At 53.6% G+C, this 18,800-nt stretch carries 13 protein-coding genes; 9 read left to right on the top strand and 4 right to left on the bottom strand.

Going from position 1 to position 18,800, the window contains the following annotated elements; genetic code table 11:
• The first annotated feature begins 40 nt into the window (after positions 1-40).
• The 9 genes from AB9F27_RS02830 to AB9F27_RS02790 all read left to right on the top strand — a co-directional run bounded on the left by AB9F27_RS02830 (position 41) and on the right by AB9F27_RS02790 (position 12,974).
• Positions 41-1,069, top strand: a complete 1,029-nt coding sequence (locus AB9F27_RS02830; RefSeq protein ID WP_039001605.1) for a twin-arginine translocation signal domain-containing protein — start codon at positions 41-43, stop codon at positions 1,067-1,069.
• A gap of 59 nt (positions 1,070-1,128) precedes the next feature.
• Positions 1,129-2,481 (top strand): glutamine synthetase family protein, encoded by a 1,353-nt coding sequence (locus tag AB9F27_RS02825; RefSeq protein WP_335586023.1) that lies wholly within the window; start codon positions 1,129-1,131, stop codon positions 2,479-2,481.
• A 2-nt stretch (positions 2,482-2,483) separates the two neighbouring features.
• Positions 2,484-3,866 (top strand): aldehyde dehydrogenase family protein, encoded by a 1,383-nt coding sequence (locus tag AB9F27_RS02820; protein WP_369757514.1) that lies wholly within the window; start codon positions 2,484-2,486, stop codon positions 3,864-3,866.
• A 5-nt stretch (positions 3,867-3,871) separates the two neighbouring features.
• Positions 3,872-5,017 (top strand): iron-containing alcohol dehydrogenase, encoded by a 1,146-nt coding sequence (locus tag AB9F27_RS02815; RefSeq protein ID WP_335586021.1) that lies wholly within the window; start codon positions 3,872-3,874, stop codon positions 5,015-5,017.
• Between the two features lie 172 nt (positions 5,018-5,189).
• Positions 5,190-7,430 carry a glycosyltransferase family 2 protein gene (locus AB9F27_RS02810; RefSeq protein WP_335586020.1) on the top strand — a complete coding sequence of 747 codons (2,241 nt, stop codon included), beginning with the start codon at positions 5,190-5,192 and terminating at the stop codon, positions 7,428-7,430.
• Positions 7,431-7,472: 42 nt separating this feature from the next.
• Positions 7,473-8,411 (top strand): phosphoadenosine phosphosulfate reductase, encoded by a 939-nt coding sequence (locus tag AB9F27_RS02805; protein WP_369757513.1) that lies wholly within the window; start codon positions 7,473-7,475, stop codon positions 8,409-8,411.
• A gap of 140 nt (positions 8,412-8,551) precedes the next feature.
• Positions 8,552-11,359, top strand: coding sequence for a molybdopterin oxidoreductase family protein (locus AB9F27_RS02800; protein WP_335586018.1), 2,808 nt, complete (start codon positions 8,552-8,554; stop codon positions 11,357-11,359).
• Positions 11,356-12,105 (top strand): 4Fe-4S dicluster domain-containing protein, encoded by a 750-nt coding sequence (locus AB9F27_RS02795; RefSeq protein WP_335586017.1) that lies wholly within the window; start codon positions 11,356-11,358, stop codon positions 12,103-12,105. The genes AB9F27_RS02800 and AB9F27_RS02795 overlap by 4 nt, the downstream gene beginning before the upstream one ends.
• Entirely contained in the window at positions 12,102-12,974 is an 873-nt protein-coding gene (locus AB9F27_RS02790) for a DmsC/YnfH family molybdoenzyme membrane anchor subunit (RefSeq protein WP_335586016.1), read from the top strand. Before AB9F27_RS02795 ends, AB9F27_RS02790 begins: the two co-directional genes overlap by 4 nt.
• A gap of 81 nt (positions 12,975-13,055) precedes the next feature.
• Here the strand turns inward: AB9F27_RS02790 and AB9F27_RS02785 are convergent, their stop codons facing one another.
• The 4 genes from AB9F27_RS02785 to AB9F27_RS02770 all read right to left on the bottom strand — a co-directional run bounded on the left by AB9F27_RS02785 (position 13,056) and on the right by AB9F27_RS02770 (position 18,509).
• Positions 13,056-13,520: a potassium channel family protein gene (locus tag AB9F27_RS02785; protein WP_335586015.1), complete on the bottom strand. Its 465-nt coding sequence runs from the start codon at positions 13,518-13,520 to the stop codon at positions 13,056-13,058.
• A gap of 167 nt (positions 13,521-13,687) precedes the next feature.
• Positions 13,688-15,397 carry a hydantoinase B/oxoprolinase family protein gene (locus AB9F27_RS02780; protein ID WP_335586014.1) on the bottom strand — a complete coding sequence of 570 codons (1,710 nt, stop codon included), beginning with the start codon at positions 15,395-15,397 and terminating at the stop codon, positions 13,688-13,690.
• 4 nt (positions 15,398-15,401) lie between these two features.
• A complete protein-coding gene (locus AB9F27_RS02775) occupies positions 15,402-17,480 on the bottom strand; it encodes a hydantoinase/oxoprolinase family protein (protein WP_369757512.1) in 2,079 nt (692 codons plus the stop codon).
• 117 nt (positions 17,481-17,597) lie between these two features.
• Positions 17,598-18,509, bottom strand: a complete 912-nt coding sequence (locus AB9F27_RS02770) for a LysR family transcriptional regulator (protein WP_335586012.1) — start codon at positions 18,507-18,509, stop codon at positions 17,598-17,600.
• Positions 18,510-18,800 lie beyond the last annotated feature (291 nt).

Genomic DNA, 18,800 nt, shown 5'->3' with positions numbered 1-18,800 from the left:
AATGGGGCAAACCCTATAAAACCTCAACAAGGAGACGACCATGACAACAAGACGCAAGTTTCTCACCACCGCAGGGGTTGGCGCAGTTGGCGCAACCCTCGCGGCCCCAGCTATCGCCCAAAGCAAAATCAAATGGCGGATGCAAACTTATGCTGGCCCTGCATTGGCCGAGCATGTGATCACCCCGGCCATCAACAGCTTCAATAAAATTGCTGGCGACGAGATGGAAATCGAACTGTTCTACGCGGACCAACTTGTCCCAACGGGCGAACTTTTCCGTGCGATGCAAAAAGGCACAATTGACGCGGTTCAATCCGACGACGACTCCATGGCGTCCCCAACCGAAGTCACTGTATTCGGCGGCTACTTCCCCATGGCAAGTCGCTACTCGCTCGACGTGCCAGTTCTGTTCAACCAATACGGCCTGAACGAAATCTGGGACGAAGAATACTCCAAAGTTGGCGTAAAACACATCTCTGCTGGCGCATGGGACCCCTGCCACTTCGCAACAAAAGAGCCTATCACTTCGCTCAAAGACCTCGAAGGCAAACGCATCTTTACCTTCCCAACTGCGGGTCGTTTCCTCACACAATTCGGCGTCATTCCCGTAACGCTTCCTTGGGAGGACATCGAAGTTGCGATGCAAACGGGCGAGCTTGACGGCATCGCATGGTCCGGCATCACCGAGGATTACACTGTGGGTTGGGCCGACGTGACCAACTATTTCCTCACCAACAACATTTCCGGCGCTTGGGCGGGTTCGTTCTTTGCCAATATGGATCGCTACAATGAGCTCCCTGAGCACTTGCAAGAACTGCTCAAAGTTTGTACCGACCAATCGCACTATTACCGTCAGTGGTGGTATTGGGGTGGCGAAGCTGCGCTCCGTGTCAACGGTCCGAAAATGGAACTGACAACAATCCCTGACGAAGAATGGGCTGTTGTTGAAGATGCCGCCGTTAAATTCTGGGATGAGATTGCTGCCGAAAGCGAGACCAAAGCCAAGGTTGTCAATATCATCAAGCAATACAACGCAGATATGATCAAAGCTGGCCGTCCATACCGTTAGGTCAATAAATACGGTGCGCCCCGTTCTGGGGCGCACTTGCTCACCCAAAGGATACGAAAATGCTAAGTTTTGAAGCTCTTAAAACCGCTGTCGCCGCTGGCACAGTTGATACAGTTCTGGTTTGTCTTGTGGACATGCAGGGCCGTCTCATGGGCAAGCGTTTTCTCGCACAACACTTTGTGGACTCCGCCTATAGCGAGACCCATTGTTGTAATTACCTGCTCGCCACTGACCTCGAAATGGCCACACCCGATGGGTTTGCCTCAACCAGCTGGGAATCTGGCTATGGCGACTATGTGATGAAGCCCGATCTGAGCTCCATCCGCCCTATGCCGTGGCTCGACAGCACCGTCATGGTACTTTGTGACGTGCTCGATCACCATAACAATCCCATTCCCCATTCCCCGCGTGCCATTTTGAAAAAGCAGGTCGCGCGCCTTCAAGACATGGGCTTTACGGCAATCATGGCCACTGAGCTTGAGTTCTTCTTGTTTGAGAAAAGCTTTGAAGAAATTTCAAAATCCGGCTTCCGCGATTTGACGCCGATCTCGGCCTACAACGAAGATTACCACATCCTGCAAACCACCAAAGAAGAGCATGTGATGCGCCCCATTCGCAACCATCTCTATGCTGCGGGCATTCCGATTGAGAGCACCAAAGGCGAGGCCGAGGCGGGCCAAGAAGAGCTCAACATCAAGTATTCCGAAGCTATGAATTGCGCCGAATTTCACACCATTGCCAAACATGCGGTCAAAGAAATCGCTTGGCAAAAGGGCCACGCCGTCAGCTTCCTTTCCAAGGTTTCGCGCGACCTCGTTGGCTCCTCCTCGCATGTGCATCAGTCGCTTTGGAAAGATGGCAAGAACGCGTTTTTTGATCCCGATGCCGAACTTGGCATGTCTGATATGATGCGTGCCTATATGGGCGGCCTGTTGAAATATGCGCCCGACGTAACCTACTTCCTCGCTCCCTATATCAACAGCTACAAACGCTTCCAAAAGGGTATGTTCGCCCCCACCAAATCCGTCTGGTCCGTGGACAATCGCACCGCTGGTTTCCGCCTTTGTGGCGCAGGCTCCAAGTCTGTGCGCGTGGAATGCCGCATCGGTGGGAGCGACCTAAATCCCTACCTTGCGCTCGCCTGTCAACTTGCTGCGGGGATCAAGGGCATGGAGGAAAATCTTCCCCTTGCAGCCCCCGCCAAAGGCGACACATATGGAGACAGCGACGGCCCCGAGATCCCGCAAACTCTGCGCGACGCCGCCAAAACACTCACGAACTCTGTGATGCTGCGTGAAGCCTTTGGCGACGACGTTGTAGATCACTACACCCGCTGTGCTACGTGGGAAATTGAAGAATTTGACCGCATCGTGACCGATTACGAAATCGCTCGCGGATTTGAAAGAGCCTAAACATGACAAACACAGTGAAATGTATCTCGCCCATCGACGGGTCGCTTTATGCCGAACGCCCAGTCCTGACCCAATCTCAAGCAGAGGCCGCCGTTGCGCGCGCCCGCGCTGCGCAAATCGAGTGGGCCGCACGCCCTTTGAGTGAGCGCAGTGCCTTGGTCATGGCTGGCGTTACTGCCGTTGGTGCAATGAACGACGAAATCGTTCTTGAAATCGCCCACCAAATGGGTCGCCCCGTGCGCTATGGTGGTGAATTCGGCGGCTTCAACGAACGCGCAAGCTACATGGCCACGATTGCCGAAGACGCCCTCGCGGACATCGCAGTTGGCGAAGATGCCCAGTTCAAACGCTATATCAAACGCGTACCACATGGCGTGGTTTTGGTCGTGGCCCCATGGAACTACCCCTATTTGACCGCGATCAATACGGTCGCGCCCGCCCTCATCGCGGGCAACGCCGTCTTGCTCAAACACGCGAGCCAAACCCTGCTTGTGGGCGAACGTATGGCCGCCGCTTTCCACAGCGTGGGCATCCCTGCGGACGTGTTCCAAAACGTATTCCTTGACCACGCAACCACCAGCGCCCTGATCGCAGCCAAGAGTTTTGGTTTTGTGAATTTCACGGGATCAGTTGGCGGTGGCCAAGCCATGGAACGTGCAGCGGCTGGGACATTTACCGGTGTCGGCCTTGAACTTGGCGGCAAAGACCCCGGCTATGTTATGGAAGACGCAGACCTCGATGCGGCTGTTGATACGCTTATTGATGGGGCGATGTTCAACTCTGGTCAGTGCTGCTGTGGGATCGAACGGATTTACGTCCACGAGAGCCTGTACGACGCCTTTGTCGAAAAAGCTGTGGCGATTGTTTCGGCTTACAAACTTGGCAACCCACTCGAAGAAACCACAACCCTCGGCCCCATGGCCCACACCCGTTTTGCCGCCGAAGTCCGCGCGCAAACTGAAGAAGCCATCGCCGCAGGTGCAACAGCATTGATCGACCCCGCGCTTTTCCCACAGGACGACGGTGGCGCCTATCTCATGCCGCAAATCCTCACCAATGTGACTCACGATATGCGCGTCATGCGTGACGAAAGCTTCGGCCCTGTTGTTGGCATTATGTCGGTCAAAGACGATGCCGAGGCGATTGCCCTTATGAACGACAGCAACTTTGGCCTAACTGCAAGCCTTTGGACTAAAGACATTGATCGCGCGGCCCGTATCGGCGACCAAATCGAAACCGGAACTGTGTTTATGAACCGTGCGGATTACCTTGATCCCGGACTTTGCTGGACAGGTTGCAAAGACACTGGTCGCGGCGGCGGCCTCTCGGTCATTGGGTATCACAACCTCACACGCCCAAAATCTTACCACTTTAAAAAGGCATAAATGTCATGAACTTAACTGGCAATTGGTCCTACCCAACCACAATCAAATTCGGCGCTGGCCGCATCAGTGAACTCGCGGATGCCTGCAAAGCGACGGGTATGAAAAAACCCCTGCTCGTTACGGATAAGGGCCTCGCGAACCTACCGATCACCACGGCAGCCCTCGATCAACTTGAGGCCGCTGGCCTTGGGCGCGGGCTTTTCTCCGATGTTGATCCCAACCCAAATGAAATAAACGCGGAAGCGGGCCTCGCTGTGTATCGCGCCGGTGGCCACGACGGTGTGATTGCCTTTGGCGGCGGCTCTGGCCTCGACCTTGGCAAAGTGATTGCCTTCATGTCTGGCCAAACCCGCCCCCTTTGGGATTTTGAAGACATCGGCGATTGGTGGACCCGCGCCGACCCCGCTGGAATCGCACCGATCATCGCGGTTCCCACAACTGCTGGCACAGGCTCCGAAGTCGGCCGCGCGTCGGTGATCACCAATTCCGTGACGCATGAAAAGAAGATCATTTTTCACCCTAAAATCTTGCCCGCCATCGTTATTTGCGATCCAGAGCTGACAACGGGCATGCCCGCGTTCATCACGGCAGGCACAGGGATGGATGCTTTCGCGCACTGTCTCGAAGCTTTCTCGTCACCACACTACCACCCGATGAGCCAAGGCATTGCGCTCGAAGGTATGCGTTTGGTGAAAGAAAACCTCATGACGGCTTTCACCAAGCCAAACGACCTTGAGGCACGTGCGCATATGATGTCGGCGGCGATGATGGGGGCAACTGCTTTCCAAAAGGGACTTGGCGCCATTCACGCGTTGAGCCACCCAATCGGCGCGATGTACAACACGCACCACGGCACAACCAACGCCGTCGTGATGCAACCTGTATTGCGCATGAACCGTGTGGAGATTGAAGATCGCATCAACGCGGCGGCACGCTATCTTGGCATCGAGGGTGGCTTTGACGGCTTTTACGACTATGTCGGAACGCTTAATGCTGGCTTGAAAATCCCTGCGAACCTGACCGCAATGGGCATCACAAATCCAGATATGGACAAGCTTGTTCAGGGAGCGCTGATCGACCCATCGACAGGGGGAAATCCCGTGGAAATGACGCCGAAAAACACGCGCGCCTTGTTTGAGGCTTGCTTCTAAACCACCCGCCTGTTGCGCGAAAACCTTCACCCACCGCCCGAAGAATATGGGCGGTGGACCAAGCTGTTACCGATTTGTTAGACTTGTTGCATATAGAGTTTGCCTGCATCAAACCGCAGGTTATCTAGCAAGCTGGGCCAAAGCCCCAAGCGCAATCGAAGACGGGCAAAACATGAGTGTTTTTCATCAACGCAGTCTTTTGGGCTGCCAAGCTGGCAGTGTCACACTGCTGGATGCCGTCTCAATTGACATGGTCGACGGACAGGAACTGCGTTTCTATTTTCAATCCGGCACGCCCGTTGAAATGATCGCGCCCCTCAAGGACTATCGCTTTAAATCCAACCGCAGCATCGGTGGCGGCCTATTGTCGATTGCCCAGGCCCCCAAAAGCCTCACGAACCCGCCGCTTCCCCTTATCGGCCAGCGCTTGCCTGTGACCCCCAACAGACCCGAACCAGAGCTTTTCGCAGGCCTCAATACCATCATGGCACAGCGCAATGGGGAGAGCGCCGACACGGTTTTGGCCTGGCTCGAGTATCACGTCACAGTCCATGGCGCAGAAGGTGTGATTATACTAGATCGCGCGGAACCAGAGACGGATGATAGCTTTGCCAATAAGCTTGAAAACAATCCTGTTGCAGGTTTAAAATCCCTTGTTTTGGTAAACAGCCCCGTGCCCCTTGGCGCGAAAAACCTGCCTGATGAGGGCCATGCTTTTAATGCCCCCGACGCTCCCGGTAAGGACCGAATGGAAATCCCACCGGCCGATCCATGGCGTGCGCCTCTTGGGGATATGCTGATTTATGAGCTTTTGAAAACTCGCTTCCTGTCACAGGCCCACGCGGTGGTAAGCCTTGAATGCTATGACATGCTCGCGCCGATCCCTGACAGAACCATTTTTGATGCGGTTCAAAAGAGTGAAACAGGGGCGCTCCTGTTGCTTGGACAACGCTGTTATCCTTGGCGATTGCGCAAAGGGACGAAACCAAGTTTTGGCGACCATATCTGTCGGCAATTTGATGCACAAAAGGCCAATCGCCGCTGGGCGATTGACTTGTCGCGCATTGGGATTGATCGAATTTGGCGCCTCGCGCGGGTTGTCGGCGCGGAGGCCGCACCACAGGATACTGCACAGTTTTACCGCTGTATGGCCCTGCGGCATCATTGTAAAACTGTCAGTGAAATTGTCCCCAAAACCAGCTTGGTTGAAGATGACGCCTTGTTGAAAATTGCCGAGGTGCATTTCAACTACAAGCCAGTTCGTGTCCCCGAACAAAAAGCCCCGAAAACAGTTCACACCAACTCTTCGGCGATTGTCACCACGATGAAAAACGAAGGCCCGTTTATTTTGGAATGGGTTGCATATCACAAATCCATTGGCGTCGATGAACTGCTCGTTTACACCAATGATTGCGACGATGGCACCGATACTTTGCTCGACGTTCTACAGGAAAAAGGCGAGCTTCAGCACCGCAATAATCCTTTTAAGGAAAGCGGCCTAAAGCCTCAACATGCAGCCCTTCAGGCCGCAGAATCCGAGCCGCAAATCAAAAACGCCGATTGGGTGACCTGTATCGACGTCGATGAATTTATTACAATCCATGCTGGGAAAGGCAAGCTCGCGGATCTTTTTCATGCCGTCAAAGATGCGAACATGATTTCAATGACTTGGCGGCTTTTTGGCAACGACAACGTGCATGAATTCAAGGACGGTTTCATCACAGAACAGTTCAATTCCTGTGCGCCAGAATATATTCGAAAACCGCATCAAGCATGGGGCTTCAAGACGTTGTTCCGCACCATTGGGATTTTCAAAAAACTTGGCGTACATCGCCCCAAGGGGTTGCGGCCACAGCTTTGGGAACAGATCAAGTGGGTCAATGGCTCAGGCGCGCCCCTCCCCAGTAAAATGTTCCGCAACGGGTGGCGCAGCACACCTGACACCTATGGCTATGATCTTGTGACGCTCAACCATTATGCGGTGAGGTCCGCCGAGAGTTTCCTTGTGAAACGGGATCGCGGGCGGGTCAATCACGTGGACCGCGACCAAGGGCTTGCCTATTGGTTTCGTATGAACAACAACGCTGAACACAACACCCAAATCCATCGAAATTTACCCGCCGCCAAGGCCGAGTTTGATCGGCTTATGGCCGACCCAAATATCCGCGCCGCGCATGAATTCTCCGTGCAAAGGCATCGCGAGAAAATCGATGCTTTGCGCGCGACCGACAACTATGCAAAATTTTACCAAGAGTTGACTGGGGAGCGCATGCAGAGAATGTCAAAAATGCATGCGTACTTCGGGGCCAATGTCTTCCTTTCGGGGCCAGAAGTTGTGCCGGATAACATCGTCATGCAAGATCACCCCGAAGACTTCTTTTTTACCGTCGAAAAAGGCGAAACAGTGCACTAGCGCCTGTCAGAAAGTTTAAAAATGGCCCCCAAAGCGAAAACAATGCCCGAGGAAGCAGACACGGTAGCCCTGGCACAGGTGGACAAATCCGACATGAGTCGCAAGGATTGGCGCGCACATATGAAAGCCATGGGGGATGCCGAGGGATTTTACGAAGACATCGGAGACGAGCATACCGCGCTTTTTGTACGACGTGGCGCGACCCTAATTGTAACCTTCGAAAACCTAGATCACGTCTATGAAAACTCCGAGTCACGCATGCCTTGGGGTTTCAATTTTGTCGAAGACCGTGGCTGGTCATTCCTTGGGATGATGGCGCACACATGGTCGTGGTATCGCGACGAATCCGTATATGATTTTTTTGACCGTTTGCGCGACGAAAGTTTCTTTGAAGGTTTTGATAAGGTTGTGTTTTATGGCGCTTCGATGGGGGCCTATGCCGCCTGTGCCTTCAGTGCAGCCGCGCCAAAATCCACGGTCATCGCCATAAGCCCGCAGGCCACACTCGACCGCCAAATCGCAAGCTGGGAAACGCGCTACAAAAAGGCATGGCGGCGCGATTACACCACACGCTATGGCTATGCGCCGGAAATGACTTCAGCCGCCGAAAATGTCTATTTATTCTACGATCCCACTGAAGCCTTAGACGCGATGCATGCGAGCCTTTTCCAAGGCCCGAATGTGCAGAAATTTAAATGCCGATACTTGGGGCATCGGATCGCAAGCTTTTGGATTTCTCTCGGCTTGTTGAAACCTATCATTCAGGATTGTGTCGATGGCACCCTAACGGAACCGACGTTCTATGAGAGAATGCGCGCGCGCCGAGAGAGCATGCGGTACAAACGTGAATTGCTGGGCCGTGTGCAGTCTCGTGGGCGGCACGATCTGGTTGTGCGCCTGTGTGAATATGTTCTCGCACAAAATCGAGGGCCAAAATTTCGCCAAGCGTTGAAGGCGGCGAAGGCAAAACTAAAAATTTAACCAGATCTGGCGGCACATCTATTCTATTTGCATCTGCCAATTCGGAACTATTTTCCCGTTTAACTCGAACAATTGGGAAATAATCTTCCCTTCTTGCTGAAATTCAATTCTATTGATTTTCAGCTATGGAGGTATTCTCGATGACCCATCAACCCCAAATTGACACATCTCCAAAAGTCTCAGACGAAGTCCGCAAAACAACCTGCTACATGTGCGCTTGCCGCTGCGGGATTAATGTCCACATGAAAGGCGGAAAAGTCGCCTATATCGAGGGCAACCGCGACCACCCCGTCAACAAAGGGGTCCTTTGCGCCAAAGGGTCGGCGGGGATCATGCAAGTTAATGCCCCTTCACGCCTACACGCCCCTCTCAAACGGGTTGGGCCGCGCGGGTCTGGCGAATTCGAAAAGATCAGCTGGGACGAGGCCCTAGAAATCGCAACCAAACGCCTTGGGAAAATCCGCAAAGACGCACCGGAAAAACTGGCGTTTTTTACAGGCCGCGATCAGTCCCAGAGCTTTACCTCCTTTTGGGCACAGGCTTATGGCACCCCAAATTACGCGGCCCACGGTGGTTTTTGTTCCGTTAATATGGCGACTGCAGGCATCTATACTATCGGGGGTGCTTTTTGGGAATTTGGCCAACCCGATTGGGACCACACCAAAATGTTCATGCTTTTTGGTGTGGCCGAGGATCATGACAGCAACCCGCTCAAAATGGGCCTTGGGAAGCTGAAGAAACGAGGTGCGAAGGTCATTGGCGTCAATCCCATCCGTTCTGGATACAACGCGATTGCCGACGAATGGATTGGCATCACACCGGGCACAGATGGCCTGTTCATCATGTCCCTTATCCGCGAATTGCTGATGGCTGGAAAGATCGACCTACACTATCTCGCGCAATATACGAACGCGCCGGTGTTGTTGAATTGTGATCCGAAATCCGCTGAGTTTGGCTTGCTGATGCGCGACGGAAACGGAAAAATGTTGGTTATTGATCGTGCCACAAAAAAACCGACCGCCTTCGATAAGCAAGGTGTTCAACCCGATCTTTCCGCCACCTATCGTAAGTCTGGCATTACCCATCACCCCGTATTCCACCAATTGGCCGAAACCTATATGGTCGACGAATATGCGCCTGAGAATGTAACGGACCGTTGCGGGATACCTGCGGAAACTATCCGCAGGATTGCCGCCGAATTGGCCCATGTGGCCTTTGAGGAGGCAATCACCCTCCCCATTGCATGGACTGATTTTAGAGGTGAAAAACATAGCGAAATGATCGGTCACCCCGTCTCGTTTCATGCCATGCGGGGTATTTCGGCCCATGCCAATGGCTTCCAGACGTGTCGCGCCCTCCACATCTTGCAAATCATCTTGGGAAGCGTTGAAGTACCGGGAGGCTTTCGCTTCAAGCCCCCCTACCCCAAGCCCTTCGAGGCGCATCCCAAGCCACATTGCAACGCGAAACCAGATGCGCCCCTTGATGGCCCGCACCTCGGTTTTGTCCATGGGCCAGAAGATCTCGCGCTGCGCCCCGACGGGAGTGCCGCCCGCATTGATAAAGCCTTCACGTGGGAAAATCCAATGTCTTCTCATGGCCTTATGCATATGGTCATTTCAAACGCCCACGCGGGCGACCCCTACAAAATTGACACGCTCTTCTTGTACATGGCTAATATGGCGTGGAATTCGTCGATGAACACAAGTGGCGTCATTAAGATGCTGACGGACACGGACGAGAACGGCGATTACGTCATACCCAACATCATTTATTCCGATGCTTATTCGAGCGAAATGGTCGCCTATGCCGACCTCATTTTGCCCGATACAACCTACCTTGAGCGCCACGATTGCATCTCGCTTTTGGACCGTCCCATAAGCGAAGCGGACGCGGCGGCAGATGCCATTCGGTGGCCTGTTATCGAACCTGATCGCGATGTGCGCGGATTTCAATCGGTCCTCTGTGATTTGGGCGCACGCCTTGGATTGCCAAATTTCGTCAACGAGGACGGGAGCCAGAAATTCGCCGATTACGCCGACTATATCGTTAATCACGAACGCAAACCGGGCATTGGCCCGCTGTCGGGATTCCGTGGCGACGGTACGCAACAGGGTCGTGGTGCCGTTAATCCAGCGCAACTTGATCGTTATATTGAAAACGGCGGTTTTTCGGTCACGCATATTCCCAAATCCGCCTCCTACTACAAACCATGGAACACAGAATACCAAGACTGGGCGGTTGGGATGGGCATCTTTGACAGCCCGCAACCCTATCTGTTTTCGCTCTATTCCGAACCCATGCGCCGCTTCCAATTGGCCGCCGAAGGGCACGGCGAGCGTCAACCGCCCGAACATCTGCGGCAACAAGTACACAATGCGATGCAACCCCTTCCCACGTGGACCGAATCCGCAAAAAACGACGATCAATATCCCATCCATGCCCTCACGCAACGCCCAATGGCTATGTACCACAGCTGGGGGTCGCAAAACGCATGGTTGCGTCAGATTCATGGGCGTAACCCATTGTATCTATCCACAAAAATATGGGCGAAACATGGATTTTCTGAGGGAGATTGGGCGTGTGTCACCTCCCCCCATGGCGAGATTATAGTGCCCGTGGCGCTCCATGCGGCCCTCAATGAGCACACGATTTGGACATGGAATGCGATTGGTAAGCGGAAGGGCACTTGGGCATTGGATGAAAATGCGCCGGAGGCAACCAATGGGTTTTTGCTCAACCATTTGATCCACGAACTACTGCCTCCCAAAGGGGACGGACTTCGCTGGGCGAATTCTGACCCCGTCACCGGCCAAGCCGCGTGGTTTGACCTGAAAGTTCGGTTGAAAAAAAACGCGCCACCTCAAAACGCGCAGCCCGCCTTTCCACCGATAAAGTCCCCTGTTGGACAAGGCCCGAAAAACCTAACGTGGAAGGTGGGGAAATGACCGCATTACCGCAGAAAACCGAGCGCAAACTTGGCCTCGTAATAGACCTTGATACCTGTGTCGGGTGCCACGCTTGCGTCATATCATGCAAAGGGTGGAACACCGAAAACTACGGCGCGTCTCTGTCCGACCAAGACGCCTATGGCGCAGATCCCCAGGGAACGTTCCTCAATCGAGTGCACACTTTCGAGGTACAGCCCGAAGTTGGCACCGCAAAAACCGTACATTTCCCTAAGTCCTGCCTGCACTGCGAGGATGCACCCTGTGTCACGGTTTGTCCGACAGGTGCGAGCTACAAACGCGTCGAGGATGGCATCGTTTTAGTCAATGAGGACTCCTGTATCGGATGTGGCCTTTGCGCGTGGGCCTGCCCATATGGCGCACGCGAACTCGACAAAGCGGCGGGTGTAATGAAAAAATGCACGCTCTGTGTAGACCGTATTTACAATGAAAACCTTCCCGAGGAAGACCGCGAACCCGCCTGTGTGCGCACCTGCCCCGCAGGCGCACGGCATTTCGGGGATTTCGCCGATGAAACCAGCGCCGTAAGTCAGCTTGTGGCTGAGCGGGGTGGGTTCGACCTCATGCCCGAAATGGGCACAAAACCCGTCAACAAATACCTTCCTCCTCGACCAAAAGACACTGGTACGGAAATCGATATCCTAGCTCCGTTCCTTACGCCGATTGCCGTTGAGCCAAAAGGTTTTCTAGGCTGGCTTGATAAAACACTGGAGAAACTCGGATGAATCCTGCCCCCTCAGTGATCCTTTTCACTGCTTTTTCGGGTCTCGGTTTTGGCCTTCTGACATTTTTAGGCTTCGGCGTGCCTGCAGTTACGGGCTGGATCGCCTTCGTGTTTTACTTCATCGCCTTTGCGCTCGCGGTGGGAGGGCTTGTGGCCTCGACATTTCACCTCGGCAATCCAAAGAACGCGTTAAAAGCCTTTTCCCAATGGCGCACTAGTTGGCTTTCACGCGAAGGCATCTTGGCGGTGAGCGCCCTAGGGACGATGGGGGTTTATGCCATTGGCGCGATATTTCTCGGCCAACTTTGGTCAACTTTGGGAGTAATAGGTGCCCTTTTGTCGATCACAACAGTCTTTTCAACATCCATGATCTACGCTCAGCTTGCGACGGTTCCCCGGTGGAATCATCCAATTACAACGCTGTTATTTTTGGCGCTTTCCCTGTCGGGGGGGGCTTTGCTGGCTGGAAGAATTAGCCTCGCGATCCCCCTGCTTCTCGCCGCAGGAGGTGTACAAATCACCGCTTGGATTCTCGGAGATGCCCGCTTCGCGCAGCGCGGTACAACGCTGGAAACAGCCACAGGTCTTGGATTTCTCGGCAAAGTTCGTCTTTTTGAATCCCCTCATACGGGTGGGAACTATGTCCTCAACGAGATGGTATATGTCGTTGGGCGCAAGCACGCACAGCGATTACGGGTCATCGCAGTTTTAGGGTTTTCGGTCATCCCTGCAGTTTTGCTTACACTCTCTCACAGTCACATTGCTGCGCTATTTGCAGTGATTTTTCACGTTGCCGGAGTGCTTGCGGCGCGCTGGCTCTTTTTCGCAGAAGCCGAGCACGTTGTTGGACTGTATTACGGCAAAAGGTAACTTGTTTGGCCGCGCGTCCCTGTGGGCATCACCACCTAGAGCCAGTTGGAAATGGCAATGGGTACCCAACAGGCAACGCGATCAAGGCTGTTTTTTACTAAGGATTGCAACGTCGAGTACGGGTGAAAGCGAAAGTACGTGTGAAACCAAACCTACAAGGAAAGCGGTGCTAATCCCAAACGTGAGCAAGCCCGTAACTGCCGCAAACGCTGCAAAAACGCGATGCTCCGGCCCTAAGGTGATATCCCCATAGCCAAGGGTTGTAAAAGTCACGAGGGAAAAATAGACCGAGGTTGGCCAGTCGGAAAAGGCACCGATATAGATAAAGCTGATCGCCCAAATCCACACCTGAAGCGTGAGGGAAAAGACCACCATTACAAAGGTTACGCCAACAAAAATTGGTAACCGCCAAGAGTAACTCAAGTTCTCAATGCGTTTGGAAAAATGCGGGATTGCATCAACACTTTTTGACACAAGGACAACATGTAGAATTGCACAGAGGCTCAGTAGCCCAGTGCCCGAAAGTATTTGTCCCGTAAGTTCCATTGTAGTCCCACATTATTGAAGCCAAACATTATGGCGTAATTCTCTGGGTCGCAATCCTGTTCCCGCTACTGCCTAGCACGTTAAAACCGCCCTTTGCACATCAAAAAGGCCTGTGGCCGATTAAAAGCAGTTGGGTATTTGCCATGTGGTCAATGCCCCTTTACGCCTCAGACGACTTCGCCTTTACGCACTGCGGCTTCGACAGATGCGATATCTTCAGCGCATAAGTTATAATCTTTGGTTGCGGTTTCATTCGAGATGTACCCAAGGGCGAGGTCGCGCATCACTTGGGCTTTTGACCGCTCGTCGGGGTTTCCGTACCCCGCGCCACCGGGGAAGGCCATCATCACTTTGCGCCCATGCGGTACAAACTGCTTGCCTTTGCCTTTCATCTTGCTCCCATCATCTTGGCCAATGGTTGTCGCAGCCCCCGAGCCGCCACCGCGGCGGCCGCGCGCCGGATGATCGACCCGATCCAGCATGGCTTGGAAATCAAACTCATAGCCTTCCTGCGCGCCCACGACCATGTATTGCCCCAATCCGCCCCGTTGTTTCCCTGCGCCACCGGAGTCCGGACGCAATTCTTTGCGCCAAATAATCACCGGCCCCGCGTGTTCAGTAGCCTCTACAGGCATCGTCATCACGCCCGACGGAAAAGCTGTGGCATTGAGGCCATCATGTCCGGGCCGCGCGCCAGACCCACCAGAGTTGAAGGTAAGCACTTCGGAACGGACCGCGCCAGCCGGAGCAGGCGCGTCCATGCGTGGACGCAGCGAAACTTGGAAATTGCACAAACAGCCCGCCCCCTCCGCGGGGACAACGTTGGGCAAAATTTTGTCCAACGCGTTGTAAACCGTATCTGGTACAAAATGCCCAACGATATGCCGCAAGGCCACTGGCGCAGGATGTAGCGCGTTGACGATGCAGTTCTCCGGCGCTTTGATTTCGAACGGGGCAAGAGAAGCCGCGTTGTTCGGAATTTCTGGTGCAATCGCACATTTCAGCGCGTAGCACGCATAGGCCTTGGCATAGACCAACGGACAGTTGATGCCTTTGCGGTCCAACCCAGAGGTGCCCTCAAAGTCAGAAATAATGCGGTCCGCTTCAATCGTGAGTTTGACCTTGAGAGTGATCGGATCGCTAAACCCGTCCACGGTCATTTCGCCCGTAGCCGACTGTCGCGGCAGGGCTGAAATCCGTTCAATCGTTGCGCGACGTGAATTCTCAAGGATAAAGGTTGCAATACCGTCAAGGTCGCTCAGTTCGAATTCCGTCATCATGTCGATCAGGCGGCGGTGGCCAATTTCATTGCAAGCGGCCAAAGCATAGACGTCGCCAATAATCTGATCGGGTTCGCGCACATTGCCGCGAATAATCGACACAAGCGTTTTGTCCACTTCACCCGCAGCCGCGAATTTCATGATCGGAATATAGAGACCTTCCTCATAGACAGATGCAGCATCTGCGCCGAGCCCGCGTCCGCCGATATCAACGACGTGCGCTGTACAAGCAAAGAAACCGACCAACAGCCCGTTGCAAAAGGAGGGCGTGACCATCGTGATGTCATGCAGGTGGCCCGTGCCTTGCCAAGGGTCGTTGGTAAGGTAGATATCGCCTTCGAAAATGTTCTGGCGTCCGATTTTGCGGATGAAATGTGCAACGGCGTCGGCCATTGCATTTACGTGACCGGGTGTGCCGGTAACCGCCTGCGCAAGCATCTGTCCATGTGTGTCATAAACGCCCGCTGACAGGTCGCCCGCTTCTCGCACCGAAGTTGAGAACGCCGTCCGAACCAATGCTTGCGCCTGCTCTTCCACGATGGAAATCATGCGGTTCCACATGACTTGGTAGGCGACGTTGGAGTGTTGTTTTGCCATGGGTTTAGCCTTTCACGATAACGTCGATACAGCCATCAGGCTGGCGAATTGCGCGGCGGGACGCCGGAACAATAATGGTGGTTTCATCCTCGGTAATGGCTGCGGGGCCTTGGGCCTCCTGCCCCTCTCCCATATCACTCCGCATAACGACGGCGCTGTCGATAAATGCAGCTTGTGCGGGATCAAATATGCGCCGTCGGCCAGCGATGGGCGCGTCCCCTTTACGCGAGGCCGTGGCCACACGCGCGACCTGTTCAGGGGGAGTCGTCGCGTTGACCGACCACACCGTGATTTCGACATCCAAACCTTCGACTGTGCGGCCAAACAGTTTAGTATAATCTTCCTCAAACAAACGTTCAAACGTGGCCATATCTGGATTGGCTGCTTGTTCCGCCGTCAACATGATTGGGATTTCCCAGCCCTGCCCTGTATAGCGCATATAGGCTTTGAACTCGGGCAAGATCGTCGCGTCGGCATCGCAGTTGCGCACAAAACCTGTAGCTTCAGATTGCAACTCCTCAAGCAGGGATTTGATCCGCCCTCCATCGAAATTCGACAATTTCATATAGACGGAGCGGTTCGCTTCAAAACTAAAGGGTGCGCGCAGAAATCCAATGGCAGATCCAACACCCGCACCAGGTGGCACCAAAAGGCGCTCAACGCCCAGCTTTTCACACAGGCGCCCCGCGTGAAGTGGCGCGGCGCCGCCAAAAGCAATCATCGTATATTCGCTCGGGTCTTCGCCATTTTCAACCGCATGTACCCGCGCGGCATTGGCCATGTTTTCATCGACAACTTCGGCAAGGCCAAAAGCGGCGGTGGCGGCATCCATATCGAGCACAGAACCCAATACTTCCATCAAGGCGCCCTCGGAGCCATTGACGTCGAGCTTAAACGATCCGCCGGCAAAGTTGTTTGGGTCCAGCTTGCCCAACACAAGGTCGGCATCCGTTACCGCAGGCTTGGCTCCCCCGCGACCATAGCAAGCAGGTCCGGGTTCTGATCCAGCGCTTTCAGGCCCCACGCGGATTTGGCGCATGCTGTCCACATGAGCGAGCGACCCCCCCCCCGCGCCAATTTCGACCATATCAATCACTGGAATCGAAATCGGCATACCCGATCCCTTTTTGAACCGATAAGTTCGCGCAACTTCAAAAACGCGCGAGGTCTTGGGCGTTTGATTTTTGATGAGACAGATTTTGGCCGTTGTGCCGCCCATATCGAACGACAACACCTTATCCAGACCGTATCCCGCCGCAATATGCGCGGCAAAAACGGCCCCACCCGCAGGGCCAGATTCGACCAATCGCACAGGGAAGTCAGCCGCATTTTCAATGGAAATAATCCCACCGCCCGAGTGCATCAGGAAGATGTTGCAATCCACCCCTTCGCTGCGCAAACGCCCCTCGAGGCGCCCCAAATAGGACTTCATGAGCGGCTTAATATAGGCGTTCGCCACAACGGTATTGAACCGCTCATATTCACGCATTTGCGGGGACACTTCGGACGAGATCGACACCATGACATGCGGCATCTTCTCAACCAACACATCGCGCACCATCTTCTCGTGAGCGTCATTTAAATACGAATGCATCAAGCCAACCGCAACGCTTTCGTACCCTGCCTCAATAATCTGGTCGACAAGGGCTTCAACTTCGGATCGATCAAGCGGGATCAACACCTCGCCACGGGCGTCCACGCGCTCCTCAACCGTATAGCGCATTTGGCGCGGCAGGAGAGGCTCGGGTAGGCACAGATTCAGATCATATTGTTCAAACCGAGACTCGGTGCGCATTTCGATGACGTCGCGAAAGCCCTGTGTCGTAATCAGCGCAGTCTTGGCACCCCGTCGTTCAATCAGCGCATTGGTGGCCAGCGTGGTGCCGTGAATGATTTGCCCAATATCAGCGGGGGCAATGCCCGCCTTTTTGCACACTTGATGCAACCCGTCGATAATCGCGTTTTCGGGGGCAGTATAGGTTGTCAAAACCTTGGCCGAAAACTGTTGCCCAGCCTTCTCAAGAACGACATCCGTGAACGTACCGCCAATATCGACGCCCATCCGGTTTGATGATTTTAGCATACTATGACCCCATATATTTTATGGGAGGATATGACCCAACAATAGATAGTTGCAAATTATTTAATTCTATACAGGTGATAGATTTTATTTATCCTAGGCCGCCTTTTGGCGACCATGTCATCCCCTCTGGAATTTCGCAGCACATTCTGCCGCTATTTCGGCGGCATGCCGCACAAACCGCGTGGCTTTCTCGGCATGGAATCGCGCTGCAAACTTCAACGGGCTAGGACGCCAAGAATAGTGGATTTCCACCAGCGTTTCCTCCGCTAACTGTGCTGCCACCACAGACCTCGGCAAAACTGCAATCCCCATACCGTCCAATGCCATGTGCACCGCCGCCGCCATACTGTTTGATGGCGCGAGCCGCATCGCATCGCCCGCGGATTTACCGAATCTTTCCGTCAACTCAAGATAGGCTTGCGTTTGGCGTGTATGTGTCAAAATCGGGTGCTTCATTAAGGCTTTTCGAGAAATATCACCCGCTCCGATTTGGCGCGCGACATCGACATTTGCAACCCAGACGTACTCATAACTTCCCAATTCAATAGTCCCACTCACCGGCGCCGCGAAGGGTTCCGACTGAATGGCAAGATCAAGCGATCCAGCGGACAATTCCTTGTCCAATTGCCACGATAGATCGACCGTAAGCTCAACCGAGACATTGGGATAGGCTTCCTTCATACGCACCATATAGGGGCGCAACCACGTCGCTGCGATAAGCTCCGTCACCCCAAGCCGCAACCGGTTGTTAACCAAATCGGGACGCGATGCGATATCGACTAACTTTTCCGATTCACGCAAAATTTCACGTGCCTGCTTTAGGAAAACCGCCCCCTTTGCAGTCATTCGAACTGAGCCGGCATCCCGCAACATCAAACTGATTCCAAAAGACTGCTCAAGACCGGCAATACGAGAAGAAATATTCGGTTGCGTGGTATTCAAATGATGTGCTGCCTTTCGAAAACTACCCAGATCGGCAACCCAAACCAAGGCTTCGAGTTGTTTGAGATTAAGAATATTTCCGATCATGTTCATCGCCGCAAATTATGTGAATTTTTATGTGTATCAGTGTGCGGAGACCAGCCAATGAAGTCAAAGCGCAAAAACAATCGCCTGAATGGATGGTTGATAAAATTGTATCTAAGAACCGGTCCCACACCAGAAACGTTATCTTTTTTTTTAAATTTTGCCGTCAAGGTGACCCAAATTCACATGCAACTTTAAACTACGAGGCAAAAAATGCAGTTCTTTGGGAATATTCCTTTTTCAATTAAGCTCCCTCTAGTTTTCTCGACTTTGGCTCTGATCGGCCTCGCAACC

Source organism: Falsihalocynthiibacter sp. CO-5D18 (genome assembly GCF_041205445.1).
GTDB lineage: Bacteria > Pseudomonadota > Alphaproteobacteria > Rhodobacterales > Rhodobacteraceae > Falsihalocynthiibacter > Falsihalocynthiibacter arcticus.
The sequence above is the reverse complement of the archived record's forward strand: the minus strand, read 5'-3'. Positions and strand labels throughout refer to the sequence as shown.